The organism is Rahnella sp. P4_A8 (assembly GCF_056402435.1).
Genome location: NZ_JBFUHK010000033.1, coordinates 22,511 through 47,871, shown reverse-complemented (window position 1 = coordinate 47,871; position 25,361 = coordinate 22,511). Strand labels below are relative to the sequence as shown.

Annotated in this window: 19 protein-coding genes; 10 read left to right on the top strand and 9 right to left on the bottom strand. The window is 51.9% G+C overall.

Annotated elements, in window-relative coordinates; genetic code table 11:
• The first annotated feature begins 167 nt into the window (after window positions 1-167).
• Together polA and spfP are read left to right on the top strand one after the other, a co-directional pair.
• Window positions 168-2,972 carry a DNA polymerase I gene (gene polA / locus AC1DUO_RS16165; protein ID WP_477987962.1) on the top strand — a complete coding sequence of 935 codons (2,805 nt, stop codon included), beginning with the start codon at window positions 168-170 and terminating at the stop codon, window positions 2,970-2,972.
• A 164-nt stretch (window positions 2,973-3,136) separates the two neighbouring features.
• Window positions 3,137-3,184 carry a small protein SpfP gene (gene spfP / locus AC1DUO_RS16160; RefSeq protein WP_071892919.1) on the top strand — a complete coding sequence of 16 codons (48 nt, stop codon included), beginning with the start codon at window positions 3,137-3,139 and terminating at the stop codon, window positions 3,182-3,184.
• Window positions 3,185-3,322: 138 nt separating this feature from the next.
• Here spfP and yihA read toward each other — a convergent pair whose 3' ends face one another.
• Window positions 3,323-3,973 (bottom strand): ribosome biogenesis GTP-binding protein YihA/YsxC, encoded by a 651-nt coding sequence (yihA, locus tag AC1DUO_RS16155; protein ID WP_013577657.1) that lies wholly within the window; start codon window positions 3,971-3,973, stop codon window positions 3,323-3,325.
• 579 nt (window positions 3,974-4,552) lie between these two features.
• On the opposite strand from yihA, the gene yihI reads away from it, so the two are divergent.
• Window positions 4,553-5,104, top strand: a complete 552-nt coding sequence (gene yihI / locus AC1DUO_RS16150; RefSeq protein ID WP_119262207.1) for a Der GTPase-activating protein YihI — start codon at window positions 4,553-4,555, stop codon at window positions 5,102-5,104.
• Window positions 5,105-5,291: 187 nt separating this feature from the next.
• The gene (gene hemN, locus AC1DUO_RS16145; RefSeq protein WP_119262206.1) at window positions 5,292-6,665 is read left to right on the top strand and encodes an oxygen-independent coproporphyrinogen III oxidase; all 1,374 of its coding nucleotides are present in this window, start codon (window positions 5,292-5,294) and stop codon (window positions 6,663-6,665) included.
• 64 nt (window positions 6,666-6,729) lie between these two features.
• On the opposite strand, the gene glnG is transcribed toward hemN, so the two are convergent.
• The 3 genes from glnG to glnA form a co-directional block, all read right to left on the bottom strand.
• Window positions 6,730-8,142 carry a nitrogen regulation protein NR(I) gene (glnG, locus tag AC1DUO_RS16140; protein ID WP_013577654.1) on the bottom strand — a complete coding sequence of 471 codons (1,413 nt, stop codon included), beginning with the start codon at window positions 8,140-8,142 and terminating at the stop codon, window positions 6,730-6,732.
• Window positions 8,143-8,149: 7 nt separating this feature from the next.
• Window positions 8,150-9,199, bottom strand: a complete 1,050-nt coding sequence (glnL, locus tag AC1DUO_RS16135) for a nitrogen regulation protein NR(II) (protein WP_013577653.1) — start codon at window positions 9,197-9,199, stop codon at window positions 8,150-8,152.
• A gap of 252 nt (window positions 9,200-9,451) precedes the next feature.
• Window positions 9,452-10,861 (bottom strand): glutamate--ammonia ligase, encoded by a 1,410-nt coding sequence (gene glnA / locus AC1DUO_RS16130; protein WP_013577652.1) that lies wholly within the window; start codon window positions 10,859-10,861, stop codon window positions 9,452-9,454.
• A gap of 471 nt (window positions 10,862-11,332) precedes the next feature.
• On the opposite strand from glnA, the gene typA reads away from it, so the two are divergent.
• The 5 genes from typA to fabY all read left to right on the top strand — a co-directional run bounded on the left by typA (window position 11,333) and on the right by fabY (window position 16,211).
• The gene (typA, locus tag AC1DUO_RS16125) at window positions 11,333-13,156 is read left to right on the top strand and encodes a ribosome-dependent GTPase TypA (RefSeq protein WP_013577651.1); all 1,824 of its coding nucleotides are present in this window, start codon (window positions 11,333-11,335) and stop codon (window positions 13,154-13,156) included.
• A 164-nt stretch (window positions 13,157-13,320) separates the two neighbouring features.
• Window positions 13,321-13,908 carry a glucose-1-phosphatase gene (yihX, locus tag AC1DUO_RS16120; protein WP_013577650.1) on the top strand — a complete coding sequence of 196 codons (588 nt, stop codon included), beginning with the start codon at window positions 13,321-13,323 and terminating at the stop codon, window positions 13,906-13,908.
• An 11-nt stretch (window positions 13,909-13,919) separates the two neighbouring features.
• Entirely contained in the window at window positions 13,920-14,789 is an 870-nt protein-coding gene (locus AC1DUO_RS16115) for a virulence factor BrkB family protein (RefSeq protein ID WP_013577649.1), read from the top strand.
• A gap of 18 nt (window positions 14,790-14,807) precedes the next feature.
• Entirely contained in the window at window positions 14,808-15,245 is a 438-nt protein-coding gene (gene dtd / locus AC1DUO_RS16110) for a D-aminoacyl-tRNA deacylase (RefSeq protein WP_013577648.1), read from the top strand.
• Between the two features lie 33 nt (window positions 15,246-15,278).
• The gene (gene fabY, locus AC1DUO_RS16105) at window positions 15,279-16,211 is read left to right on the top strand and encodes a fatty acid biosynthesis protein FabY (RefSeq protein ID WP_013577647.1); all 933 of its coding nucleotides are present in this window, start codon (window positions 15,279-15,281) and stop codon (window positions 16,209-16,211) included.
• Between the two features lie 67 nt (window positions 16,212-16,278).
• Here the strand turns inward: fabY and AC1DUO_RS16100 are convergent, their stop codons facing one another.
• Together AC1DUO_RS16100 and AC1DUO_RS16095 are read right to left on the bottom strand one after the other, a co-directional pair.
• Complete coding sequence (locus AC1DUO_RS16100) at window positions 16,279-17,973, bottom strand: AsmA family protein (RefSeq protein WP_119262205.1); 1,695 nt, start codon at window positions 17,971-17,973, stop codon at window positions 16,279-16,281.
• A gap of 153 nt (window positions 17,974-18,126) precedes the next feature.
• Entirely contained in the window at window positions 18,127-19,518 is a 1,392-nt protein-coding gene (locus tag AC1DUO_RS16095) for a nucleobase:cation symporter-2 family protein (protein ID WP_013577645.1), read from the bottom strand.
• Window positions 19,519-19,756: 238 nt separating this feature from the next.
• On the opposite strand from AC1DUO_RS16095, the gene gltS reads away from it, so the two are divergent.
• On the top strand, window positions 19,757-20,968 hold the full coding sequence (gene gltS / locus AC1DUO_RS16090; RefSeq protein ID WP_119262204.1) for a sodium/glutamate symporter: 1,212 nt from the start codon (window positions 19,757-19,759) through the stop codon (window positions 20,966-20,968).
• Window positions 20,969-21,022: 54 nt separating this feature from the next.
• Here the strand turns inward: gltS and AC1DUO_RS16085 are convergent, their stop codons facing one another.
• From AC1DUO_RS16085 to trmH, 3 genes are all read right to left on the bottom strand, one after another.
• Window positions 21,023-22,348: a PTS sugar transporter subunit IIC gene (locus AC1DUO_RS16085; RefSeq protein WP_037035566.1), complete on the bottom strand. Its 1,326-nt coding sequence runs from the start codon at window positions 22,346-22,348 to the stop codon at window positions 21,023-21,025.
• A 231-nt stretch (window positions 22,349-22,579) separates the two neighbouring features.
• Window positions 22,580-24,661: an ATP-dependent DNA helicase RecG gene (gene recG / locus AC1DUO_RS16080; RefSeq protein ID WP_013577642.1), complete on the bottom strand. Its 2,082-nt coding sequence runs from the start codon at window positions 24,659-24,661 to the stop codon at window positions 22,580-22,582.
• Window positions 24,658-25,356, bottom strand: coding sequence for a tRNA (guanosine(18)-2'-O)-methyltransferase TrmH (gene trmH / locus AC1DUO_RS16075; protein WP_013577641.1), 699 nt, complete (start codon window positions 25,354-25,356; stop codon window positions 24,658-24,660). Before trmH ends, recG begins: the two co-directional genes overlap by 4 nt.
• Window positions 25,357-25,361 lie beyond the last annotated feature (5 nt).

The following is a 25,361-nucleotide window of genomic DNA, read 5'->3' as shown; positions in this document are numbered from 1 at the left end:
GGATATGATCAGATAATAATTTACTATAAAAACTATTCACAAAGTTATCCACAGGATGATCCTTCGAGATCCCTCGCAACTTCGCAATGAATTTCCCTCTCAAGGTTCGTCTTTCCCGCTGGCTATGGCATCCTTAGAGCATGTCTGATCACGAATAAAGAAGAGTTATGGCCCAGATAGCAGAAAACCCCTTAATCCTGGTAGACGGTTCGTCTTACCTTTATCGCGCCTATCATGCGTTTCCTCCGCTGACCAACTCTGCGGGTGAACCGACCGGTGCGATGTACGGTGTGCTTAACATGTTGCGCAGTTTATTGCTRCAATACACACCAAGCCATGTCGCTGTGGTTTTTGACGCGAAAGGCAAAACCTTCCGTGACGAACTTTTCGAACAGTATAAATCTCACCGTCCTCCGATGCCGGATGACCTGCGCTCTCAAATTGAGCCTCTTCACCAAATGGTCAAAGCAATGGGGTTGCCTTTGCTGGTGGTCTCTGGTGTAGAAGCGGACGACGTAATCGGTACGCTGGCACTCGAAGCTGAACAGGCGGGTCATGCTGTTCTGATCAGCACCGGTGATAAAGATATGGCGCAGCTCGTGACAGCGGGCGTGACATTAATTAATACCATGAACAACGCAATTCTGGGGCCAGATGAAGTTGTCGAGAAGTACGGTGTTCCGCCTTCGCTGATCATCGATTTCCTCGCCCTGATGGGCGACTCCTCGGACAATATTCCAGGCGTGCCGGGCGTGGGGGAGAAAACCGCACAAGCCTTGTTACAAGGCATTGGTTGTCTTGATGCGTTGTATGCCGATCTTGATAAAGTATCGACACTCAGTTTCCGCGGCGCCAAAACCATGGCCGCCAAACTCGCTGATAATAAAGACGTCGCCTATCTCTCTTACCAGCTGGCGACCATTAAAACTGACGTGAAGCTGGATTTAACCTGTGCAGAGCTGACGGTTTCTGAACCTGATGCTGATGAACTGCACAAGCTTTTTGGTCGCTATGAATTCAAACGCTGGCTGGCTGATGTTGAATCCGGTACCTGGCTGAGCGGTAAAAAATCAGCAGGTAAAGCGCCGGCAGCAGCGAAGAAAAGCGCACAGGCTGAAGACACAACTTCAGCAGCAGTGATCGAACCTAACCAGCTTTCTCAGGACGGTTACGTCACCATTTTGGATCAGGCGACGCTGGATGAATGGATCGGTTATCTGAAAGGCTCTGAGGTGTTTGCATTCGATACAGAAACGGATGGTCTGGATACGCTGACCGCCAATCTGATTGGCTTATCTTTTGCTACAGAAGCAGGTAAAGCAGCCTATTTACCGGTTGCTCATGATTATCTGGATGCGCCGGTACAGTTGGATCGTGATGAAGTATTGAAACAGCTCAAGCCGATACTCGAAGATGAAAAGCAGCTGAAAGTGGGTCAGAACCTGAAATTCGACCGCGGCGTGTTACTGCGTTATGACATCGAATTAAAAGGCATTGCCTTTGATACCATGCTCGAGTCCTATGTGCTCGACAGCGTATCTGGCCGCCATGATATGGACAGCCTGGCCGATCGCTATCTCGGCCATAAGACCGTCAGTTTTGAAGAGATCGCAGGTAAAGGCAAGAACCAGCTGACCTTCAACCAAATCGCGCTGGAGCAAGCGGCGCCTTATGCGGCGGAAGATGCTGATGTTACATTGCAATTGCATCAGGCACTGTGGCCTCGGATTGCGGAAAGCGAATCCCTGAAGACTGTTTTCACGGATATCGAAATGCCGCTGGTACCTGTGCTGTCTCATATCGAGCGCACTGGCGTTCTGATTGATCAGAATATCCTCGCCGCCCACTCAAAAGAACTGGCTATCCGTCTGAATGAGCTGGAAAACAAGGCACATGAACTGGCAGAAGAACCTTTCAACCTGTCTTCGACCAAACAATTKCAGGCTATTCTGTATGAAAAACAGAAATTACCGATTCTGAAGAAAACGCCGGGTGGCGCGCCATCGACTAATGAAGAAGTTCTGGCTGAGCTGGCTCTGGATTACCCGCTGCCAAAAGTCATTCTTGAATATCGTGGTCTGGCAAAACTGAAATCGACCTATACCGATAAACTGCCATTGATGATCAATCCGCAGTCCGGACGTGTGCACACGTCTTATCATCAGGCAGTGACTGCCACCGGGCGTCTATCTTCCAGTGATCCAAACCTGCAAAATATTCCGGTGCGTAATGACGAAGGTCGCCGCATCCGTCAGGCGTTTATCGCGCCGAAAGACTACATTATTCTCGCTGCCGACTACTCGCAGATTGAACTGCGTATCATGGCGCATTTATCTAAGGATGAAGGTTTGCTGAAAGCGTTCGCCGAGGGGAAAGATATCCACCGCGCGACTGCCGCAGAAGTCTTCGGTACGCCGCTGGAGAAAGTATCCGGTGAGCAACGCCGCAGTGCGAAAGCGATTAACTTCGGCCTGATTTATGGCATGAGCGCCTTTGGTCTGTCGCGCCAGCTAAATATTCCGCGCAAAGAATCCCAGCGTTATATGGATTTGTACTTTGAGCGCTATCCGGGCGTGCTGGAATACATGGAACGCACCCGCACTCAGGCGTCTGAGCAGGGTTACGTTGAAACGCTGGATGGTCGCCGTCTGTATCTGCCAGACATTAAGTCCAGTAACGCCATGCGCCGTAAAGGTGCGGAGCGTGCAGCGATCAACGCCCCGATGCAAGGAACGGCTGCGGATATTATCAAGCGTGCGATGATAAACGTCGCTGACTGGCTGAAACAACCGGATGCGCCGCGTGCCCGCATTATCATGCAAGTACACGATGAACTGGTGTTTGAAGTGCATAAAGATGATGTGGAAGTGGCAAGCGAAAAAATCCGCAATCTTATGGAAGCAAGCATGACGCTGGCCGTTCCACTGAAAGTAGATGTGGGCACTGGCGAAAACTGGGATCAGGCTCACTAAGTGAATAGTTATTAAGCTTTTTTTGTAATTAAGCTACAGGATTATGTGCTCATACCATGAGAGTGATCGCATAATCCGCGATTTTTGTGTAAGTAAACTACAAAAAGTTCTTTTTCCCCGTCAGAAAATAGGGTAAAGTTTCTCTCGTAGGGTACAGAGGTAAGATGTTCTATCTTTCAGACCTTTTACTTCACGTAATCGGATTTGGCTGAATATTTTAGCCGCCCCAGGCATTTATGTCTGGGGCGTTTTTTATTGGATTTTTCATAGGGTTATACCCATAAAAAAGGGCAACCTTGCGGTCACCCCTTTCTGTTCTTTACTTACATTTCCCCGTTCCCGGGGCGCTACTATTCGCCTTCGTTAGAAAGCTCTTCTTCCTGCACTTCCGGCGGGATTTCGCTGAACCAGGTGTTCAGTTTGTCACTCAGTTTATCCACGCCCATTTTCTTCGGTGAGGAAAATGCCTCTACCTGAATATCACCCATGAATTCTTTCACCGCTTCACGGACCATTTTTATCTGCGCCTGACGTGCGCCTGAAGCCAGTTTGTCGGCTTTAGTCAGCAGCAACATGACCGGCGTACCCACATCAACTGCCCACTGAATCATTTGTTGATCGAGATCTTTAAGCGGATGGCGGATATCCATCAACACAACCAGACCTTTGAGGGAGTTACGCATTTGCAGATATTCGCCCAGCGCGCGCTGCCATTTGCGCTTCATTTCTTCCGGTACTTCCGCGTAGCCATAACCCGGCAAGTCGACCAGGCGGATGCCCGGCTTCACTTCGAACAGGTTGATGAGCTGAGTACGGCCAGGCGTTTTACTGGTACGCGCGAGGCTTTTCTGCTGTGTCAGGGTATTCAGCGCACTGGATTTGCCGGCGTTTGAACGACCAGCAAATGCGACTTCAATGCCTGCGTCAGATGGCAAATGCCGGATATCCGGGGCGCTCATGACGAAATGGGTCATATGATAGTTGTAAGTTTGGCTGGTCAAAGCGTGCGTCTCCGTGAGGCATGAGTATCTGGCTGGCGATTATAACTGCAACACAGCCGAGATGCGTTCGTGTTTTTAAAATCCGAATGATGAGGCGAAGGGACCACAGAGATGAAGGCGGGGGAAATTGCCTTCATGATGTAAGACATTTGCTATTCATGATGCGGGTTATTTCGCTTGTTTTGTCGCCGAATTTTTTAATGTTATTCAATTTCAATAAGATAAAATTGATGTCGTTATGAAATCGACAAGACGGCTGGCGGGTATCTTGAGCCTTTGTGCCAGTCGGGTAAAGTATTTCTTACGCGGTGAAGGCGAGCAGGGAAACAAGGACGAAAATTGCATTCAGGGATCACGGGAAATGCATCGCGATTTAAGGATGAACGGAGCCGGAGGCTCTGAAAGGCAAAGGAAAAACCGGGACGTTGATGCTATACAGGGAAAGTATTTGATGAATATCCTTCTGAGGAAGGAAAGAAAAAGGCAGCAAGGTTACCTTGCTGCCTTTTTTCTTTGCCCGCTTTCTGCTAGATTCCGGCGCAAATCTATACTAAATGTACACACCTAAGAGCAGATGCCATGAAACAGCCAGCGAAAGCACCGCGCGCCAATACCGCGACAGCTAAAACGAAGAAGAAAAGTCGTGTCGAGCTTGATATCGAAGCGCGCGAACGCAAGCGTGACAACAAGCGCCGTGGCCATAAAGCAGGCTCACGCGCCAATCCGGATGCGGCCCAGAACCAAAGCGGCGCGGGCACGAAAAAAGCCGATCCGCGTATCGGTAGCAAAAAAGCCGTGCCTTTGATCGTTGAGACCGTTACGAACAATGCAGCGAAAGCTAAAAAAGCCGCACAGCCGAAGCAAGATGCAAAACCTAAGATGACACCGGAAGAAGAACTGACGTTACTCGAAAATGATGAGCGTCTGGATTCTTTGCTGGATCTCATCGACGATGGCAAAGCATTAAGCGCAGAAGATCAGGCTTATGTTGATCAGACACTTGATCGCATCGACGTTCTGATGGAAATCCTCGGCATCGAACTCGGCGAAGATGAAGATGACGAAGAAGAAGAGAAAAACGAAGACATGATGCAGTTGCTCAAGCGCGGAAATCCAAAAGAGGGTTTCTAAGCTATGCGCTGGGTCATCCCGGCAATAGCCTTACTCTTTGCATGTTATCTGCTTTGGTTATTCGGTAAACTACGCCGGTTATCGAAAACCAAAGCACGTTTGCGCAGAGCGACCTTTGCACGGCAGGCTCAAAGCCTGCCTGTAAAGCGAACCGGTCGCATCCGACGCCGGAAGGAGTGAGTACCCCATGTCAGAACAGACTACCGTCTGGGATTTAGCGCTGATCCAGAAATACAATTATTCGGGTCCGCGATACACATCCTATCCAACAGCACTTGAGTTCAGTGAACGCTACGATAATACCGCTTTCGAAAATGCGGCTGCCCGTTATCCGGCACGCTCGCTCTCATTGTACGTGCACATTCCTTTCTGCCATAAGCTCTGCTACTTCTGCGGCTGCAATAAACTGGTGACCCGCCAGCAGCATAAAGCCGAAGAATATCTCAACGTGCTTGAAAAAGAGATCAGTCACCGTGCACCGCTCTTTAAAGGTCGTCAGGTCAGTCAGCTGCATTGGGGCGGTGGTACTCCGACTTACCTCGATAAAGCGCAGATAAGCCGTCTGATGGGCCTTCTGCGGGCACACTTTGATATCCTGCCCGACGCAGAAATGTCACTGGAGGTAGATCCACGTGAAATTGAGCTTGATGTGCTTGACCATCTGCGCAGCGAAGGCTTTAACCGCCTGAGTATGGGGGTCCAGGATTTCAACAAAGAAGTGCAGCTTCTGGTTAACCGTGAGCAGGATGAAGATTTCATCTTTGCCCTCATTGCACGCGCCCGGGCGCTGGGTTTCAACTCGACTAATATCGATCTGATTTACGGTCTGCCGAAACAGACGGCAGAAAGTTTTGCTTACACGCTGCAGCGTGTGGCAGAGCTCAACCCTGATCGTCTGAGTGTGTTCAATTATGCGCACATGCCAAAATTGTTCGCCGCTCAGCGCAAAATCAAAGATGCTGATTTGCCTGGCGCGGAAGAGAAATTGAAAATTTTGCAGGAAACCATCGCTTCACTGACCGGTTTCGGCTATTGCTTTATCGGGATGGATCACTTTGCTCGCCCTGAAGACGAACTGGCGATTGCCCAGCGCGAAGGCAAATTGCACCGCAATTTCCAGGGCTACACCACACAGGGCGACAGTGATTTGCTGGGAATGGGCGTTTCGGCCATCAGCATGCTCGGCGATACCTACGCGCAGAACGAAAAAGATATCAAAACCTATTACGCTCATGTGGAAGAGCAGGGACATGCCTTATGGCGGGGTCTGGAAATGACGAATGATGACTGCCTTCGTCGTGATGTCATTAAATCTCTGATCTGCCATTTTGAGTTGAATTTTGCTGATATCGAACAGCGTTACGATATTCGTTTTACCGATTATTTTGCTGATGATCTGGCACTGCTGCAGCCGCTGGCTGAAGACGGGCTGGTTGAGGTGAGTGGCACACATATTCAGGTGACACCGCGCGGGCGTTTGCTGATCCGTAATATCTGTATGTGCTTTGATATTTATCTGCGACGTCAGGTGCGCCAGCAACAATTCTCTCGCGTTATCTGACAGTCTGCTCTGCAAATAAAAACAGCCGCATAAGCGGCTGTTTTGCTGTCTGGTGCGAGGACTTTTATTCCATGCCCAGTTCTTTCAGTTTGCGGGTCAGGGTATTTCGCCCCCAGCCCAGCAACCGTGCCGCTTCCTGTTTATGTCCCTGTGTATGGCGCAGCGCCGTGGTCAGTAATGTACGTTCCATTTCAGGTTGCGCTTCTGACAGCAGGTTTTGATGACCGGAACGCAGCGCACGGTCTGCCCATTGTGCCAGCAATGTCGCCCAACTGTCTGGCAGACTCTGACCACCGGTTTCAGGGGCCGAGGTCTCAAACAGTTCGCTGGGTAAATCCTGAATCAGCACTTCCTGACCCGCCGCCATGACGGTGAGCCAGCGGCAGGTGTTTTCCAGCTGGCGCACGTTGCCCTGCCATGGCAATCGCGTCAGTGCCGTTTCTGTTTCCGGATGCAGGTTTTTTGCTTCCACACCCAGCTCTTTAGCCGCGACTTGCAGGAAGTAACGCGCCAGACGCGGGATGTCTTCACGACGTTCACGCAGCGGCGGCAGATGGACGCGGATAACGTTCAGGCGGTGGAATAAATCCTCGCGGAATTTCCCTTCCTGAACCCGTAGCTCCAGATTCTGGTGAGTCGCAGCGATAATACGCACGTCCACTTTCACCGGCGCATAACCGCCAACACGATAGAACTGGCCATCTGCCAGCACGCGAAGCAGACGGGTTTGCACATCAAGCGGCATATCCCCGATTTCATCGAGGAACAGCGTGCCGTTATCGGCTTGTTCAAAACGTCCCTGACGGACGGTGTTGGCGCCGGTAAACGCCCCTTTCTCGTGGCCGAATAATTCGGACTCAATCAGGTCTTTCGGGATAGCAGCCATATTCAGCGCGATAAAGGGCGCTTTGGCGCGCGGGCTGTGGCGGTGTAAGGCGTGAGCGACCAGCTCTTTACCGGTACCGGATTCCCCATTAATCAGCACGCTGATTGAAGAACGGGACAAACGGCCGATGATGCGAAATACGTCCTGCATAGCGGGCGCTTCACCGATAATGTCTGCGGTCGGGCCACTCGCAGGCTGGCTGCGTGCCGGTTGCTGTTGTTCCTGATAATGACTGATGGCTCGTTCAACCAGTGCCACGGCTTCATCAATGTCGAACGGTTTTGGCAGATAATCAAACGCACCTTGCTGATAGGCGCTGACTGCAGCATCCAGATCGGAGTGTGCTGTCATTATGATGACCGGAAGCATCGGGTGACGTTGTTTAATCTGCTTTAACAGCGCTAAACCGTCCATCCCGGGCATACGGATATCTGATAACAAAACGTCAGGGGTTTGAGTCGCAATGGCATCAAGCACTTCATTGCCGCTGTCAAACGTGGTGCACGTTAAACCGGCTCCAGTGAGCGCACGTTCAAGTACCCAGCGGATGGAGCTATCGTCATCGACGATCCAGACTATCCCTCGTTGCATAAGAACCTCACTGGCGAATAGGCAGGAATACCGAGAATTCGGTATGTCCTGGCCAACTGTTAAATTCAACTTTACCCGAATGCTGATCAATCAAACTGCGCGCGATGGACAGGCCCAAACCGGTGCCCCCTTCGCGGCCACTGACCATGGGGTAAAAAAGGGTGTCCTGCAAATGCGCCGGTACGCCGGGGCCATCATCTTCAATATCGATACGGGCCACCAGACGATAACGCACGCCGTGTAACGTAATCTGGAAAGCAGTACGCGTGCGTAATGTAATTGTGCCGCCTTCCTCCCCCAGCGCCTGTAATGCGTTGCGGGTGATGTTTAACAAAATCTGTTCTATCTGATCGGGGTCGTGCGCCAGTTCCGGCAGGCTAGGATCATAGTCCCGCACCAGCTGAACGTTATCCGGCTTCTCCATCGAGACCAGTTGGCAAACCCGTTCCGCAACCTGGTGAATACTTTGTGTCACATGCTGGCTCGGACGTTGCGGGCCCAGCAATCTGTCGACCAGATTACGCAGACGGTCAGCCTGCTCAATAATGACTTTCGTATATTCCAGCAAGGCCGGATCGGGCAGCGCTCTGGATAATAATTGTGCTGCGCCACGCAACCCGCCGAGCGGATTCTTGATTTCATGTGCCAGACCGCGGATCAAATCACGCGCAGCAACTTGTTGAGCGTGCTGTAATTGTTCCTGGCTCAGGCGGCGCTGATTATCCATCGGCGCCAGTTCCACCAGAATGAAACCTTCTGGCAGCATCTGTGCGGTCAGCGACAACACATGCGCGCGGCCGTCTACGACCAGCGTCACTTCACTGTCTGTAAAGCCTTGTCCGGCTGTCAGACTTTCACGCATTAATTCGATGTTCAGCGAAAAATATCCCACCAGTTCTGGCAAAGGGGTGCCAAAAAGCTTTCGGGAACTTTGCGCCAGTAACTGCTGAGCTGCCGGATTGGCATAATGCACAGCCAATTCGTCGTCTAACAGCAGAACGCTGTTGATTAAGGAATTCAGGATCTGCCCAGCATCGGGCAGTTTGCCAGTTGCCATACCGCAGTCTCCCGCACCTGATTGGTGCATTTTATCTCGCTACCCGGTGAAATCACGGGTCAGAGGGGTTGAGCAGGAAAGAGTGTGGAGAAAAAAGCCCATCCGGAGATGGGCTGAAAGTTTCCACGGCAACAAATATAAATCGTCTTACTTAATTTTGACGCTGAAGGGTTTGTGAACACAGGCCTTCAGTCGGGTATTACCCTCAGCGCCAGCCCGAAGACGAGCGCTGAGTCCGGTTTAATCGAAAAATTAAACGCTGTAGTACAGTTCGAACTCAACCGGATGCGGAGTCATGCGCACGCGGTCCATTTCTTCTTTACGCAGACCGATATAAGCATCGATAGCGTCGTCAGTGAACACGCCACCACGGGTCAGGAACTCGCGGTCTTCGTTCAGTGCGTTCAGGGCTTCTTCCAGTGAACCTGCAACTTTTGGAATTTCTGCTTCTTCTTCCGGTGGCAGGTCATACAGGTTTTTGTCCATCGCATCGCCAGGGTGGATCTTGTTGATGATACCGTCCAGGCCAGCCATCATCAGTGCAGCAAACGCCAGGTATGGGTTAGCCGCTGGATCAGGGAAACGTGCTTCGATACGCATCGCTTTAGGCGTTGATACGTGTGGAATACGGATGGATGCAGAACGGTTACGCGCAGAGTAAGCCAGCATTACTGGCGCTTCGTAGCCCGGGACCAGACGCTTGTAGGAGTTGGTGGTCGGGTTAGCGTAGGCGTTGATTGCTTTAGCGTGCTTAATGATACCGCCGATGTAGAACAGTGCCATTTCAGACAGGCCGCCGTATTTGTCGCCAGCGAACAGGTTGTTACCGTTCTTGGACAGAGACATGTGGCAGTGCATACCTGAACCGTTATCGCCAAACATTGGTTTTGGCATGAAGGTCGCAGTTTTGCCAAATGCGTGAGCCACGTTGTGAACCACGTATTTGTAGATTTGGATTTCGTCAGCTTTTTTAGTCAGGGTGTTGAAGCGGGTTGCCACTTCGTTCTGACCAGCGGTTGCCACTTCGTGGTGGTGAGCTTCAACAACCAGACCCATTTCTTCCATGGTCAGACACATGGTAGAACGCAGATCCTGAGAGGAGTCGACCGGAGGAACCGGGAAGTAACCGCCTTTTACTGCAGGACGGTGGCCTTTGTTGCCGCCTTCGTATTTGGTGCTTGAGTTCCATGCGCCTTCGATATCATCGATAGCGACGTGAGAACCGGAGATGCTGCTGCCGAAGCGCACATCATCAAACAGGAAGAATTCTGGCTCTGGCCCGAACAGAACGGTGTCCGCGATACCGGAAGAGCGCAGGAAATCTTCTGCACGTTTTGCGGTAGAGCGTGGGTCGCGGTCATAACCTTGCAGCGTGGTTGGCTCAAGGATGTCGCAACGAATGATCAGGGTAGTTTCTTCGTAGAATGGGTCAAGAACAGCAGTGCTCGCATCTGGCATCAAGACCATGTCAGATTCGTTAATGCCTTTCCAGCCACCGATTGAAGAGCCGTCAAACATTTTGCCTTCTTCGAAGAAGTCAGCGCTAACCTGGTGCGCAGGAATGGTGACGTGCTGTTCTTTGCCTTTGGTATCAGTGAAGCGTAAATCTACGAATTTCACTTCATGCTCATTCAGCATCGTCAAAACGTGTTCAGCGGACATACTAGTTCTCCCGAATTTCTCATTATCGTCGTGGAACGAATAACCATTTTTGGTCTTTAGTTGGAAATAACAGCCTTACTGGAACTGGCGTGTAGACTGAACAGCGCTATTATTTGTCTGGTCAGGCTCTTCACCCTGTAAAAAATTTTTTACCCTAAAAAACTTTTACTCTAAAAACTATTAGCGAAAACTGTGCCAACTTTGAGAAAATGCAAACAACGCCATTTTACAGGGCTTTTGCACTCGACAAGTATGCACCATAACGGAATTCTCGCACTAAAATGGTGCTAACTGTGAGAGTGAGAGCACTATAATGGTGCGTCATAATGGTTCAGTGGTCTTTTTGCACCGTGAAAGGGATCACAAAGTAGCCATCCATAAGTTGTTTCAACAAGATCCTTGTGATCTTGTTTAGAACCTCGCTTAATACGTGTACAATAGCGCGCTATTTCTAATGCCTGAGGCAAAGCTGTGATCGAAAATTTGCGTAACATCGCCATTATTGCCCACGTTGACCATGGTAAAACCACCCTGGTCGACAAGCTGCTGCAACAATCCGGTACTTTCGGAGAGCGTGTAGAAGCCACTGAACGCGTAATGGACTCCAACGATTTGGAGAAAGAGCGTGGGATTACCATCCTCGCAAAAAACACCGCCATTAATTGGAAAGACTACCGCATCAACATCGTGGATACCCCAGGACACGCCGACTTCGGCGGTGAGGTAGAGCGTGTGATGTCAATGGTCGACTCGGTGCTGCTGGTTGTGGATGCAATGGATGGCCCAATGCCGCAAACCCGTTTCGTGACCAAAAAAGCCTTCGCTAATGGTCTGAAACCGATCGTGGTAATCAACAAGGTTGACCGCCCTGGCGCGCGTCCTGACTGGGTTGTCGATCAGGTCTTCGACCTGTTTGTAAACCTGGACGCAACCGACGAACAACTCGATTTCCCAATCATCTATGCATCAGCATTGATGGGTATCGCGGGTAACGACCATAACGATATGGCCGAAGACATGACCCCGCTGTACCAGGCGATCGTTGACCACGTATCTCCGCCACAAGTTGAGATGGAAGCACCGTTCCAGATGCAAATCTCTCAGCTGGACTACAACAACTATGTTGGCGTCATCGGCATCGGCCGCATCAAACGCGGTACCGTTAAGCCTAACCAGCAAATCACTGTCATCGACAGCGAAGGCAAAACCCGCAACGGTAAAGTCGGTAAAGTTCTGACCCACATGGGTCTTGAGCGTATCGAAGCCACCGTTGCTGAAGCGGGCGACATCATCGCAATCACCGGCCTGGGCGAACTGAACATTTCCGACACAATCTGTGATCCGGCGAATGTTGAAGCTCTGCCTGCGCTGAGCGTTGATGAACCAACAGTAACCATGTACTTCAACGTAAACACCTCTCCGTTCTGTGGTAAAGAAGGTAAGTATGTGACTTCACGTCAGATCCTTGACCGTCTGAACAAAGAGCTGGTGCACAACGTTGCATTGCGTGTTGAAGAAACTGAAGATGCTGATGCATTCCGTGTTTCAGGCCGTGGTGAACTTCACCTGTCGGTTCTGATCGAAAATATGCGTCGTGAAGGTTTCGAGCTGGCGGTTTCCCGTCCTAAAGTAATCAACCGTAAAATCGATGGCCGCATGCAAGAGCCATTCGAGAACGTGACACTGGATATCGAAGAGCAACACCAGGGTTCTGTTATGCAGGCCATGGGTGAGCGTAAAGGCGATGTCAAAGACATGATCCCAGACGGCAAAGGTCGTATCCGTCTTGATTACCTGATCCCAGCACGTGGCCTGATCGGCTTCCGTACCGAATTCATGACCATGACTTCCGGTACCGGTCTGCTGTACTCCACGTTCAGCCACTACGATGACGTTCGTCCGGGCGAAATCGGCCAGCGTCAGAACGGCGTGCTGATCTCCAACGGTCAGGGTAAAGCGGTTGCGTTCGCACTGTTCAGCTTGCAAGACCGCGGTAAATTGTTCCTGGGCCACGGCGCAGAAGTGTATGAAGGCCAGATTATCGGTATTCACTCACGTTCTAACGACCTGACCGTGAACTGCCTGACCGGTAAGAAACTGACTAACATGCGTGCGTCCGGTACTGACGAAGCAACGACTCTGGTTCCTGCTATCAAAATGTCTCTGGAGCAAGCTCTGGAATTCATCGATGATGACGAACTGGTCGAAGTGACTCCTCTGTCTGTGCGTATCCGTAAACGTCACCTGACCGAGAACGATCGTAAACGTGCAATGCGTGGTCCTAAAGAAGGTTAATCTTCTTTAACGTTTGCCGTTACACAGAAACAGGGTGCCTTCGGGTACCCTGTTTTTTTTATGTTTTTTTCTCCTCCGTTCGTTACGCCCCGTCGCGTTGCCCCTGTTCACTTGTACGTTTTACCGCTAAAGTTAACTGTCATCTTTGAAATCAGGAGCGTGCAATGCTGTACATTTTTGATATGGGAAACGTCATTATTGATATTGATTTCAAACGAGTGCTGGGGGTGTGGAGCCATCTGAGTGGCACCCCGCTGGCGACGCTGACCGAGCGGTTTTCAATGGGCGAGGTGTTCCAGAAACACGAGCGTGGTGAAATCAGCGACGAACAGTTTGCTGCCGATTTATGTCATGAAATGGGTATCGCACTAAGCTTTGAACAATTCAGTGCGGGCTGGCATGCGGTGTTTGTTGGTCTGCGTCCTGAGGTCATTGCCCTGTTTCAGAAACTGCGCGAAGAAGGTCATCGTGTCGTCGTGCTTTCTAATACCAACCGCTTACATCTGGATTTCTGGCCTCATCATTATCCTGAAATCGAAGCCAATACCGACGCGATGTACCTCTCGCAAAATTTGGGTATGCGCAAACCGGAGCCCGAAATTTTCCGGCATGTTCTGGAGAAAGAAGGATTCACCGCCGACCAGGCCGTGTTCTTTGATGATGTTGCTGAAAATATCGAAGCCGCCCGGAATGCTGGCATTGAGGCTGTATGGGTAGAAGATAACCAGACGGTACCGAAATACTTTTCCTGAAGGATGTAAGGATGCAGAAAAGGGCACTGAGCCACTACCTAAAATCGTTGTGGAAATTTACGCGCCTGCTTTTAAAGCGTTCGGATAAAGATGGCCTGACGCTTCTGGCGGGCCATCTGGCCTATGTCTCTTTGCTATCGCTCGTGCCACTGATCGCCGTGGTATTTTCACTTTTTGCATTATTCCCTGTTTTTTCAGAAATCAGCATGCAGCTGAAAACATTCATTTTTTCCAATTTCATGCCCGCGACCGGTAATACTATCCAGCGCTATCTGGAACAGTTTGTTGCCAACTCCAGCAAAATGACGGCCGTGGGCACCTGTGGATTAATCGTCACCGCGCTACTTCTGATAGCCTCGGTAGACAGCGTGCTGAACAAAATCTGGGACAGCAAAACCACGCGTCCGATTGTGTTTTCTTTCGCTGTGTACTGGATGGTGTTAACGCTCGGGCCAATTCTGCTGGTGGCCAGCGTGGCTGTCAGCTCATATCTGCTCTCCCTGAACTGGCTGAACATCAGCGGTGTGCATTCGGTGATCGACCACGCGCTGCGCATTCTGCCCTTGCTGATCTCCTGGGTGACATTCTGGCTGCTCTATCAGGTAGTCCCGACGGTCAGAGTGCCGGCAAAAGATGCCCTGATAGGCGCGCTGGTCTCCGGCGTATTATTCGAGTTGAGTAAAAAAATCTTCACCTTATACATTCAGCTTTTCCCGTCATATCAGTTGATTTACGGTGTACTGGCGGTGATCCCCATTTTATTTCTCTGGGTCTATGTCAGCTGGTGTATCGTTCTTCTTGGGGCGGAAATTACCGTCACGCTGGGCGAGTACCGTTCTCTAAGAAAATTGCAGTCTGCTCAACATAGGGCAGAAGAATAATCAGTCCGAAGGATTTGTATGATTGCGTTAATTCAGCGGGTATTGAATGCCAGCGTTACGATCGATGGCGAAATCTGTGGCCAGATAGGACCGGGGTTACTGGTTTTACTGGGCGTTGAACAGGGCGATGACGAACAAAAAGCCAAACGCCTTTGTGAACGGGTGATCGGGTACCGAATCTTCGGTGACGAAAATGACAAGATGAATCTGAACGTGCAGCAGGCTGGTGGCAGCCTGCTGGTGGTGTCGCAGTTCACGCTGGCGGCGGACACACAAAAAGGCATGCGTCCTGGGTTCTCGCGCGGGGCTGAGCCACAGGAAGCGGAGCGGTTATATCAGTATTTTTGCGGGCAGTGCCGGGAAAAGGGCATTGCTACCGAAACCGGACGCTTTGCAGCGGATATGAAAGTGGCACTGGTGAACGACGGGCCGGTGACCTTCTGGCTACAAGTCTGATCCATAAGGCATAACGCCGGAGAGAAAGCATCTATGTATCATCTGAGAGTACCGACGACCGAAAAAGAACTGGCCGCCTATTACCGATTCCGTTGGGAAATGCTGCGTAAACCGTTGCATCAGCCGGAGGGTTCAGAGCGTGATGCCTACGATTCCATCGCACATCACCAGATGGTAGTTGATGAGGAGGGCGAACCGGTGGCGGTTGGCCGTTTATACATCAATGCCGATAATGAAGCCTCTATCCGCTTTCTGGCGGTTGATCCAAATGTACAAGACAAAGGGCTGGGAACGCTGGTCGCGATGACCCTGGAGTCTGTGGCGCGTCAGGAAGGGGTGAAACGAGTGGTCTGTAGCGCCCGCGAAGATGCCGTGGATTTCTTTGCCAAACTGGGCTTTGTGAATCAGGGCGAAATCACCACGCCGCAAACAACCCCGGTTCGCCACTTCCTGATGATAAAACCCATCGAAACGCTGGATGATATTCTGCATCGCCCTGACTGGTGCGGTCAGCTTCAGCAGGCCTGGTATGACCACATCCCGCTCAGTGAAAAAATGGGCGTGCGTATCAGTCAGTACACCGGCCAGCGATTTGTCACCACGATGCCGGAAACGGGCAACCAGAATCCGCACCATACATTGTTCGCTGGCAGTTTGTTTTCGCTGGCAACGCTGACCGGCTGGGGGCTGATCTGGCTGCTGCTGCGTGAGCGCCATCTGGGCGGCACCATTGTGCTGGCGGATGCGCATATCCGTTACAGCATGCCGGTGACCGGCAGGCCGCGTGCCGTTGCCGACCTGGGCTCTGTCCGCGGTGATCTCGACCGTCTGGCTCGCGGGCGGAAAGCACGCGTGCAACTCGAAGTGAATTTATACGGCGATGAGACAGACGGCGCGGTGTTTGAAGGCACCTATCTGGTATTGCCCGCCGCGCCCGGCGCACCGCTGGAGCCTGAAATTAACTGATTGGTTTCTACCCAAAATAAAAGGCACCGCCATTGCGGTGCCTTTTGCATTTTTGGTGATGCCTGGATTAAGGAGTAGCAGATGCTGGCGTACCGGAAACCAACCCGTTTACCATTCTCTGGTCAATTGTCTGGCTGCCGTTTATCTGCAATGTCCCGCTGAGCGTGGGTTTGTAATCCACGTTTGCCGGCATCTGTCCTTGCAGATTCAGCTGCATATTAGCGTTACCTTCTAGCGCCACATGTGGCCATCCCCAGTTTTCCAGCTGATTCGCCGGTACTGAGCGGGCGGTCATCTTCACAGAGAAATGACGCTGCGGCTGCTGATCAACCGTCGCACTGGCTTCCAGCAATCCTTCTTTGGTAAAGGCGCTCAGCTCAGAAATACTCACCTGACGGTCGTTCGCCTCCAGGGTGATGGAAGGACGGCGCACGTCATTGCGGTTAAATGTGGCTTCACTTGCATTCAGATTCAGCTTACCGCTCCAGATCCCCCACTGATGATTACGCGCCAGCAACAGGTTATTGCCGAGGCCATCAAGTGCAGTCAGCTGGAAGGGGAACTGCGGATTGATATCAATAATCAGGTTCCGGTTAGCAATGAACCGGCTGATAAAGACTTCAGACAGCGAATCCGGCAGTGCCTGATTCCAGAGTTGTTTCCAGTTTTCCGGCAAGGTGTATTCCAGCCCCGCAACAGACACTTCATCAAGCTGAAGGCGTTTGTTGGCGCGCAGCCAGTTGCCGGTCGTGCGCAATAAACTGCGCTCCCAGCGCGCCGTAGCTTGTTTGATCGCAATGCCCTGCGGCGAAAGGTCGAGGCTGATGATCGGATCCTGAATATGCAGGTTTCCATCAATCATATCCGTCGCATTCAGGGTGATTTCGCCGTCATCACTTTGCCAGTCGCCTTTTTCGAGCGTCAGATCCTGCACGGACAAATCAACGTCGCTGAATGCCCAGTCTGTTCCCTGCAAACGCGCGTCGATCAGATCAAGTCGCTGAATAGTCACTTTTGGCAGGGTCTGGAAGTCGTCGAAGAAAGCAGAAAGCGGTTTGGAGGTTTGCAGACGCACATTGCTCAGCCGCAGGTTTTCTATGTTCCAGCTGCCATCGGCGGCCTGCGTCGCTTTACCCGTTAACTGACCGCGAGCCAGATCGCCGCCAAAATTACTCAGCGTCAGATTCTTATTATTGATGTTGCCCTGAATCAGCACATTTTCGGCCGGCAGTCCGTTGACCGTCAGGCTGGCGGCGCTCAGCTGGAAGTCTGCCTTATCGCCTAAAAGCTGATTGGGTTTTGGCTGCCACGGCGAAATACCGGCGTTAATCTGCTGACCCTGAATGTCTAAGCCAGCGGTATTGCCGGTGAGCGCCATTTTACTCAGTTGCAGGGTATTGGCCTGCAATGGCAAATTCATTGACGAAGGACTGACATTGAGGCGTCCGCTGACCAGCACGACGCGATCGAAAAAGCGTGGCTCGGTGATCTGACGCCAGCTTAAATCCAGATCAACTTCACCGGCATTCAGCACTTCCGGCTGATTCTTCTGCCCGAAGATGACATTGGTTAACGTCACCCGACCCGGCGACGACCAGTTATGGTCGAGTTTCTCCACGGAGAGACGGTACTCGCTGTTATTGCTGACCCAGCGGCTGACCCAGCCAGCAGCCCAGCGGGTTTGCAACAGGACGTACACCAGCACGATCGCCAGTACCAGAAGTAAGGCGAACGTCAGCAAAATTTTACCGATAAATCTCATCGTCTGGAGCCCTGTAGCGGGAAAGTGGAAAAAGATTCTTTGTTTATGCCGCAAACAGCGACTTTTCTCAACAGGTTAGCAGAATGGAGACAATAAAAAGCGGCAGGGGTTCCAGACCCTCTGCCGCTGTTGCACGCGGATTACATCCTGTGTTTACTTCTCGTGAGGGAAAACCAGATTCAGAACTATCGCAGTAATCCCGCCTGCCGCAATACCGGATGACAGCAAGGTTTTCAGCCAGTCGGGCGCGAATTGCAGGATCAGCGGTTGCTGGGAAACACCCATACCGACGGCCAGAGAAAGCGCCATGATCATAATCGCGCGGCGGTTCAGGCGCTCGCGGGAAACAATACGCACACCGGATGCGGCAATGGTGCCGAACATCACGATGGTCGCACCGCCCAGAACCGGTTCAGGAATATGCTGCACAAACCCGGCCACCGCCGGGAACAGCCCGAGGATGATCAGCATCAGCGCGACCACAAAACCGACATAGCGGCTGGCAACGCCGGTCAGTTGAATGACGCCGTTGTTCTGCCCGAAGCAGGAATTCGGGAAGGTGTTAAATACAGCAGAAAGCATCGAGTTCAGGCCATTGGCCAGAACGCCGCCTTTGATGCGCTTCATGTACAGCGGGCCGCTGACCGGTTGCTCAGAAACGTCCGAGGTTGCGGTAATATCACCGATGGTTTCCAGCGATGTCACCATGAAAATCAGCATCAGCGGGATCAGCAAATTCCAGTCAAAACCCAGTCCGTAATACAGCGGCGTTGGTAATGTTATCCAGTTGCTTTGCGCGGCTGGCGCAACGGTTGGCAACATGCCCGTCATCCAGGCCACCAGATAACCCACGGCCATGGCGATAACCAGAGAGGCGACACGCAGGTAAGGGTTACGTTGACGGTTCAGCAGAACAATCACTACCAGCACGACGGCAGCCAGCAGCAGATTTTTCGGTGCCCCGAATGTGTGATCGCTCATGGCCGCATAACCGCCGCCGATAGACGTCAGTCCGACCTGAATGAGTGAAAGCCCGATAATCATCACCACGATGCCGGAAACCAGCGGCGTAATGATGCGGCGTGCGAGATGCAGGAAACGGGAAAGAATGATTTCAGTGCAGGAAGCCAGCATCAGGGTGCCGAACAGCGCCGCCATCATGGTCGGCACATCCGCACCGCCATTTTTCAGCGCCATTCCGCCCATGATCAGCGGCGCAACAAAGTTAAAGCTGGTGCCCTGAATCGAGAGTAACCCCGAGCCGACCGGTCCCCAGGTTTTAATCTGCAAAATAGAAGCCAGGCCGGAGGCGAACAGCGACATGCTGATGATGTGCTGCGTGTCCTGCGCGGGCAAACCCAGCGCCTGGCAAATCAGTAGTGCTGGTGTGATTACCGCAACAAACATCGCCAGCAAATGCTGACAGGCGGCGAATAACGTTTGAGGTAATGGCGGGCGGTCCTCGAGCCGGTAAATCAGTTCACTTTTTTGCTGGCGGGAAAGATCGGGTTGCTGTGTTTCTTGTTCTGCGGTTTGCGAACTCATGCTGTGGCATTCCAATAAGCGGCAAAGCGGGCATTTTTATTGAAATTAACGACAAAAGCAATCGTTTGCTAATGGCAATATTCCTCGACTGGTTTTGGATTGGACGGGATTTATGGCCTGTTTTTCTTGCCTGACGCAGCTTGAATGACTTCTAATTCAGCTTCTGGGAAAAAACATGTCAGTGAGGTTTTTATAACTCGATAATTTTATTGGATTTATTTTAAAATGGAGTTCGTCAATGATTCAACTCGATACCTACGGCACCCTGGTTGCCGCCACGTTGGTGCTCCTTTTAGGACGGAAATGCGTCCAGTCGGTCAAATTCCTCAAAAAATACACCATTCCTGAACCCGTTGCCGGTGGTTTGCTGGTCGCTTTATTGTTACTGATCGCCAACCAGATATTCGGCTGGGAAGTCGGTTTCGACATGTCTTTAAAAGAGCCACTGATGCTGGCATTTTTTGCCACGATCGGTCTTAACGCCAATCTGGCAAGTCTGCAGGCAGGCGGTAAATCGCTGTTTTTGCTGGTGTTTGTCGTCGTGGGCTTACTGCTTTTGCAAAATGCCATCGGTATCGGAATGGCGAAAATGCTCGGGCTGGATCCGCTGATGGGGTTGCTGGCGGGGTCGATTACCCTTTCAGGTGGCCACGGCACCGGCGCGGCATGGAGCAAGCTGTTTATCGAGCGTTATGGCTTTGAAAATGCGACGGAAGTCGCGATGGCTTGCGCAACTTTTGGTCTGGTGCTCGGCGGTATTATTGGGGGGCCGGTAGCGCGCTATCTGGTCAGCCATTCTTCCACCCCCAACGGAAACCCCGAGGATATGGTCGATCCGAGCGCATTTGAGAAACCGTCGATTGGCAGGATGATCACGCCACTGGTGATGGTTGAAACCATTGCCCTGATCGCGATTTGCCTGATGGCAGGGACATATGCCGCCAGTCTGTTGCAAGGCTCGGCATTTGAAATCCCAACCTTTGTCTGCGTGCTCTTCGTTGGTGTGATCCTGAGTAATATGCTGGCATGGCTCGGTTTTTATCGTGTCTTCGACCGTGCGGTATCCGTGCTGGGTAACGTCAGTTTGTCACTGTTCCTTGCCATGGCATTGATGAGCCTTAAGTTGTGGGAGATGGCGGCACTTGCCTTGCCGATGATGGCAATTCTTATCGTTCAAGCCCTCGCGATGGCGCTTTACGCGATTTTCGTGACTTATCGCGTGATGGGGAAAAACTACGATGCGGCGGTGTTGGCGGCAGGACACTGTGGTTTCGGGCTGGGTGCCACCCCGACGGCCATTGCCAATATGCAGGCGATCACCAACCAGTTTGGTCCTTCGCATCTGGCGTTTCTGGTGGTGCCGATGGTGGGCGCATTCTTCATCGATATCGCCAATGCGATTGTGATTAAACTCTATCTGATGCTGCCTGTATTCCCGGCTATCAGCTAAAAAAACAGGCACAGAAACATCGCTTCTGTGCCTGACGATTCCTTCCCGTCGGGTTTATTGTGCCGCGTCCGCCTTCTCAGTGAACACCTGTTCGGCCTCAGCGGCTTTTTCCTGCGTCAGTAACTGCTTCTCGTAGACTTTGAAGAATGGATAATAAATTACCATCGACAGTGCCATCAGCAGGATAACCAGAACCGACACTTTGAAATCCCAGCCCATCGCCCAGGCCGCCCCGATCGGTGCCGGCGATGTCCAGGGGACCAGTGAAATCATATGCGGGAGCAGATCCGTCGATACGGCCAGATAGGCGATAACGGCATTGACCATCGGTGCCAGCAGGAAGGGGATGAAAAATACCGGATTCATGACGATAGGTGTGCCAAAAATCACCGGCTCATTGATATTGAAACAGCTTGGCACCAGACTGAGTTTCCCCATGGTGCGCAGATGCGCTGACTTACTGCGACAAAACAGCAGGACCAGTCCCATTGTCGCGCCGGACCCGCCAATCACGATCAGGAAATTCCAGAATGCCTCGGTCATGATGTGCGTCATGGGTAAACCGGCAGCGAGATCTGTCTGATTCAGCCCGAGATTGGTTAACCAAAAAGCCTGCAACATGCCAGATACAATGGCCGAGCCATGAATGCCGGCGAACCACAACAGGTGGCAAATCAGCACGGCGAGAAGTACAGCAGGCAGCGAGTCTGCGGCAGAAATCAGGGGTTCGAACAGCGCCATAATCGCCTGTGGCAGCAACATATCAAACCCTGACTGGACCAGTAAGCTCAGTGGGAAAAGTGTAATCACCACGGCCACAATCGGGATCAGCAAATCAAACGAATGCTTAATGTTTGAAGGTACCTGTTCGGGTAAACGGATACCGATATTGTATTTTTTCAATAACCGCGTCAGTTCGGTGACATAAATCGCCACCAGAATAGCCGTAAAGATCCCCACGCCGCCCAGCGCCGCCGTCGACATCTTTTCATCAATCTGCGGTGCTGCGACCAGCAGGAAAGACATCAGCGCCAGCATTGCGGTCATGAACGGGTCTAGCTTGTAACTTCTTGCCAGATTGTAGGCAATCGATGCCGAGATGTAGATGGACATAATGCCCATCGTCATATTGAACGGCGTCAGGATCTGCACTTCATATTTTGCCGAGAGCGCCAGCCAGCTTCTGGCGAAGCCCCATGAAGATTCGGGCGAAAATGGCGGGTGAACAAAAACCAGTAAAAACGAACCAACAATCATAAAGGGCATTGCTGAGATGAAGCCATCACGCACTGCCATGACATGTCGCTGTGAGGATAATCGTGCGGCGAAGGGGCTGATTTTCTGTTCTATAAAAGTGAAGAGGGATTGGCTGATACTCATGATGATTTGGCCTTATGTTGAGGACATCAGACAGGGTTGCCTTAATTATCATCAGTGTAGTGACGGAAGGTGAAACCGGTTACCGGCTTTTCCCCACTCTGTGAAGGTTATCAAATAACCAGTGCGGAGAGTGGTTTTGGGGGCGCAATAGGGAAAAGAGAAGAGAATATGTTGGAAACAAAACATCATTTTTAATAATGATTTGATGAAGTGAATGAGCGAAAAGAGAGATCAGGCGTTGGTGTAACGGACTCTTTCTGGCAGCCAGCGCTCAATCAGGGCTTTGGCATGATCAGGGAATTGTTGCTGCAGATAACGCGCAATGCGCTGTACATCCGGGATCATCGCCTGATCACGTAATAAATCAGCGACTTTAAATTCAGCGCTGCCGGTCTGACGCGTGCCCAGTAGTTCACCCGGCCCGCGGATTTCCAAATCCTGCTGTGCGATAACGAAGCCATCGTTGCTGTCGCGTAAAACCTGCAAACGTTTCTGCGCTGTTTTGCTGAGCGGCGTTTTGTAGAGCAGTACACAGTGAGAAGCAACGGCACCACGTCCAACGCGCCCACGTAACTGGTGCAACTGCGCCAGCCCTAAACGCTCCGGGTTTTCGATAATCATCAGGCTGGCATTCGGTACGTCAACGCCGACTTCAATGACAGTCGTTGCCACCAGAAGCTGCACTTCACCCTGTTTGAATGCCTGCATAACGGCCTGCTTTTCCTGGGCTTTCATACGACCGTGAACCAGTCCAATATTCAGCGCCGGGAGTGCCTCCTTCAGGCCTTCCCATGTGGCTTCAGCGGCCTGCGCTTCCAGCATTTCCGATTCTTCAATCAGCGTACACACCCAATAAGCCTGACGATTTTCCTGCTCGCAGGCACTTTTGACACGGCTGATAATGTCACTGCGGCGGGTGTCCGGAATGGCGACAGTAGTCACCGGCGTGCGGCCTGGCGGGAGTTCGTCGATCACAGAGGTATCAAGATCAGCGTAAGCCGTCATTGCCAGTGTGCGTGGGATCGGCGTGGCGGTCATGATCAACTGATGTGGATGGAAGCCCTGTTGCAGACCTTTTTCCCACAACGCCAGACGCTGATGCACACCGAAACGGTGCTGTTCATCGATAATGACCAGCGACAGTGACGAGAACAAAACCTGTTCCTGGAAGATAGCGTGCGTTCCCACCACCATCGACACCTGTCCGCTGGCGATAGCATCCTGCTGTGCCTGCCGGGCTTTACCCTTTTGTTTGCCCGCCAGCCAGCCGACCTGAATACCCAGTGGCTCAAACCACTGACGGAAATTATTGGCATGCTGTTCGGCCAGCAATTCTGTCGGCGCCATTAATCCGACCTGTTGGCCCTGAGCAATAGCGCAAAGTGCGGCGAGGGCGGCTACCAGCGTTTTACCTGATCCCACGTCGCCCTGCACCAGACGCATCATGGGATAACTTTTTGCCAGGTCCTGTTCAATTTCTGCCACAACCCGTGCTTGCGCACCGGTCGGGCTGAAAGGAAGCGACGCGAGGAACTGATTTTTCAGGCGGTCGTCATGATGCAACGGCAGAGCTTTATAACTCTGCGTACCGGCGCGGACAGCCAGCATACTGAGATTATGTGCCAGAAGTTCTTCCATAATCAGGCGGCGTTGAGCCGGATGATGACCTTTTTCAAGGTCTGCAAGCTGGATATCTGGCGGCGGGCGGTGCAGCAAATGCAGCGCCTGAGGAAGCGGGATCAGCGAACGACTCAGTTCCTCTGGCAACAGTTCGGCGACAGGTACGGTGTCGAGCAGTTCAAGTGCCTGATCCGTCAGTTTACGCAAGGTCGCCTGGCGGATACCTTCCGTTGTCGGATAAACCGGCGTCAGTGATTCCTGCAGAACGACTTCGCTGTTTTCACCCTGAATGCGGTATTCCGGATGAATGATTTCAGCACCGATCGTGCCGCGTTTGATTTCACCATAAGCGGTAACACGGCGACCTGTTGCCAGGCTGTTTTTCATCGCGGCGTTAAAGTTGAAGAAGCGCAACGTCGCCATGCCAGTGCCGTCACTTATCTGACAGGTCAGCATTCTGCGGCGGCCAAAACTGATATCACTACGCAACACTTCGCCTTCTATGGTGGCGAAAATGCCGGGCTGTAAATCATTGATGGTGTAAAGGCGGGTACGATCTTCATAGCGTAAAGGAAGATGAAGCAGTAAATCCTGAATAGTTTCAAGGCCGAGTTTGGCGAGCTTGTCTGCCTGACTGGCTCCGACGCCGGAAAGCGACGTCAGCGGGATGGCGTCGAGCAGGCGGCCTTTCATCTTTTTTTGACCGTCATTTGCATCGCCGACCACCATTCATCATCGGCAATGATTTGCCCGTGATCGTCAATGAAAGGGCGGGGAAGCTTCTTTCGCTTCGCCACATTGGACAGAACGGGATAGCCGCCTTCAAACAGCAGTCGCTGCTGTTCCTTCTCGCTCAGCAGACTGCTGTCGCGGCGATACATACCGGCGTTTTCGCGCTGGCGCTGTGCTTCGTACAGGATAAGCGCCGAGGCAACGGAGACGTTCAGAGATTGCACCATACCGATCATCGGAATGATGATATCGCTGTCAGCCAGCGCTAACGCTTCAGGTGTGATACCGGTTTTCTCCTGACCCAGCAAAATGCAGGTCGGGCGGGTGTAATCAATCGCGCGGAAGTCGACGGCTTTCTCTGACAAGTTGGTTGCCAGGATTTGCATGCCCTTCGCCTTCATTTTGGCGACGGCATCCTGAATGGTTTTGTGTGTTTTGACCTGAACCCAGCTGTTGCTGCCTGCCGCCGAAGAGACCAGTGTCTTCATTCGGGTCGTAGGCCAGACAGCGTGGATTTCGTGAACGCCGACGGCGTCTGCCGTACGGATGACGGCAGAAACGTTATGTGGTTTATGCACCTGTTCCATACAGACCGTCAGGTCTGGCTGTCGGGCCGCAAGCATTTCGCGGATGCGGGCATAACGTTCTGGGGTCATAACAA

Bases quoted from the DNA above. Each gene is read 5' to 3' on its own strand.
- AC1DUO_RS16085 (WP_037035566.1), bottom strand. From the start codon at position 22,348: ATGAGTATCAGCCAATCCCTCTTCACTTTTATAGAACAGAAAATCAGC.
- AC1DUO_RS16100 (WP_119262205.1), bottom strand. From the start codon at position 17,973: ATGAGATTTATCGGTAAAATTTTGCTGACGTTCGCCTTACTTCTGGTA.
- fabY (WP_013577647.1), top strand. From the start codon at position 15,279: ATGTATCATCTGAGAGTACCGACGACCGAAAAAGAACTGGCCGCCTAT.
- dtd (WP_013577648.1), top strand. From the start codon at position 14,808: ATGATTGCGTTAATTCAGCGGGTATTGAATGCCAGCGTTACGATCGAT.
- recG (WP_013577642.1), bottom strand. From the start codon at position 24,661: ATGAAAGGCCGCCTGCTCGACGCCATCCCGCTGACGTCGCTTTCCGGC.
- trmH (WP_013577641.1), bottom strand. From the start codon at position 25,356: ATGACCCCAGAACGTTATGCCCGCATCCGCGAAATGCTTGCGGCCCGA.
- AC1DUO_RS16115 (WP_013577649.1), top strand. From the start codon at position 13,920: ATGCAGAAAAGGGCACTGAGCCACTACCTAAAATCGTTGTGGAAATTT.
- gltS (WP_119262204.1), top strand. From the start codon at position 19,757: ATGATTCAACTCGATACCTACGGCACCCTGGTTGCCGCCACGTTGGTG.
- hemN (WP_119262206.1), top strand. From the start codon at position 5,292: ATGTCAGAACAGACTACCGTCTGGGATTTAGCGCTGATCCAGAAATAC.
- yihI (WP_119262207.1), top strand. From the start codon at position 4,553: ATGAAACAGCCAGCGAAAGCACCGCGCGCCAATACCGCGACAGCTAAA.
- glnA (WP_013577652.1), bottom strand. From the start codon at position 10,861: ATGTCCGCTGAACACGTTTTGACGATGCTGAATGAGCATGAAGTGAAA.
- glnG (WP_013577654.1), bottom strand. From the start codon at position 8,142: ATGCAACGAGGGATAGTCTGGATCGTCGATGACGATAGCTCCATCCGC.
- glnL (WP_013577653.1), bottom strand. From the start codon at position 9,199: ATGGCAACTGGCAAACTGCCCGATGCTGGGCAGATCCTGAATTCCTTA.
- AC1DUO_RS16095 (WP_013577645.1), bottom strand. From the start codon at position 19,518: ATGAGTTCGCAAACCGCAGAACAAGAAACACAGCAACCCGATCTTTCC.
- yihX (WP_013577650.1), top strand. From the start codon at position 13,321: ATGCTGTACATTTTTGATATGGGAAACGTCATTATTGATATTGATTTC.